Genomic DNA, 1,883 nt, shown 5'->3' on the forward strand with positions numbered 1-1,883 from the left:
CGTCGCCTCAGGCGTCCGCGCCACCTGCCCCTCAAACGCCACCGGCAACGACACCCACGGAACCTCGACCCGCTCCCCCTGCCAACCGGACAGCAAGTTCGCGCGTTCCGCACCGGCAAGGATCTCCAGTTCCCCGACAGGCTGGTCGGGGTCGGCGACCACGGCGGACAGCAGCCGCCGGAAGCGCTCGACGATCTCCTCGACCGTCACCCGGTCAAACAAATCCGTGGCGAACTCGAAACCGCCCTCAAGCCCCGCCGGCACACCGTCACCGTCAAACAGCTCGGAAAGACCGAGCGACAGGTCAAACTTCGCGGCGTCGCTGTCGTTCGGCTCGACGCTCAGGGCGACGCCGGGCAGCTGGAGATCGGGCCTGCTCTGGTTCTGGAACGCGAGCGCCACCTGGAAGAGCGGGTGGCGCGACATGGAACGGGCCGGGTTGATCACCTCGACGAGGTGCTCGAAGGGCACGTCCTGGTTGCTGAAGGCCCCGAGGTCCACCTCCCGGACGCGGTCGACCAACTGACGGAACGTCGGGTTGCCCGAGAGATCCGTCCGGAGCACCAGCGTGTTGATGAAGAAGCCGACCAGGTCGTCCAGGGCTTCGTCCGTGCGCCCGGCCACCGGTGTGCCGATCGGGATGTCCGTACCCGCACCCATACGCGAAAGCAGCGTCGCGAACGCGGCCTGCACCACCATGAACACACTCGCGCCCGACTCCCCCGCCAGAGCGGCGAGACCGCGGTGCACGGCGGCGTCGAGCGTGAACTCAACGTTGTCGCCCCGGTAGGTCGCGACGGCGGGGCGGGCGCGGTCCACGGGCAGCTCCAGCTGCTCCGGCATACCGGTCAAGGCAGCGCGCCAGTAAGCGACTTGATGGCTAACCAGGCTGTTCGGGTCGTTCTCGTCGCCGAGGAGTTCCCGCTGCCACATCGCGTAGTCGGCGTACTGCACCGGCAGCGGCTCCCACTTCGGGGCGCCACCGCCGACCCGCGCCTCGTACGCCTCGGCGACGTCCCGCGCCAGCGGCGCCATCGACCAGCCGTCGCCGGCGATGTGGTGCAGCACCACCACCAGGACGTGCTCGACCTCGCTCAGCACGAAAAGGCGTGCCCTCATGGGAGCGTCGACCGTGACGTCGAAGCCCTCGCCCCGGAACGCCGACGCGGCCGCATCGAGCTCACCCTTGCCGTCGCCGTGGCCCTTGCGGTCTCCCGTCGACACGCAGTCCATGCCCGCCCAGGCCTGATCCGTGTCGAGGATGTGCTGGTAAGGGGTGCCGTCGGGGCCCTCGGGGAAGACCGTGCGCAGCGACTCGTGACGCTCCATGACGTCCCGCAGCGCGGCGGCGAGCGCGACACGGTCCAGCGTGCCCGTCAGCCGCAGGGTGATGGGCAGGTTGTACGTGGCGGCCGCGGTGCCGTCGAGGCGGTTGAGGAACCAGAGCCGACGCTGGGAAAAGGACAGAGGAATCATCAGTTCTCCTTGGGGCGCGGCATGCGCCGCAGTGCGGGCCGCTGCGACTTCTGCGCGGTTCCCAGCTGTTCGGTCAACGTGGCCACGTTCGGTGCTTCGAAGAGGGCTCGCAGGGGCAGCTCCACGCCGAGGCGGGTGCGGATGCGGCTGATGAGGCGGGTGGCGAGCAGGGAATGGCCGCCGAGATCGAAGAAGCTGTCGTCGATGCCGACCTTCTCCACGCCCAGCACCTCGGCGAAGATCTCGCACAGGGCACGTTCACGTTCCGTGCGCGGCGCACGGAAGGCCACGGCCGCCGCGTAGTCGGGGGCGGGCAACGCACGCCGGTCCAACTTGCCGTTCGCCGTCAGAGGCAGCGCCTCCAAGAACACGACCGCTGCCGGGACCATGAACTCCGGCAGGCGCTC

At 69.3% G+C, this 1,883-nt stretch carries 2 protein-coding genes; both read right to left on the minus strand.

All coding sequences use genetic code 11. The features are described from left to right. Positions 1–1,476: condensation domain-containing protein (locus tag ACWGIH_RS43425; protein WP_453452834.1), on the minus strand; the 1,476-nt coding region annotated here is incomplete at its 3' end. After that, the coding region (locus tag ACWGIH_RS43430) for a phosphopantetheine-binding protein (protein WP_453691782.1) at positions 1,476–1,883 on the minus strand (408 nt) is incomplete at its 5' end. The genes ACWGIH_RS43430 and ACWGIH_RS43425, both read right to left, overlap by 1 nt.

The sequence above is a fragment of the Streptomyces sp. NPDC054872 genome, from assembly GCF_053610705.1.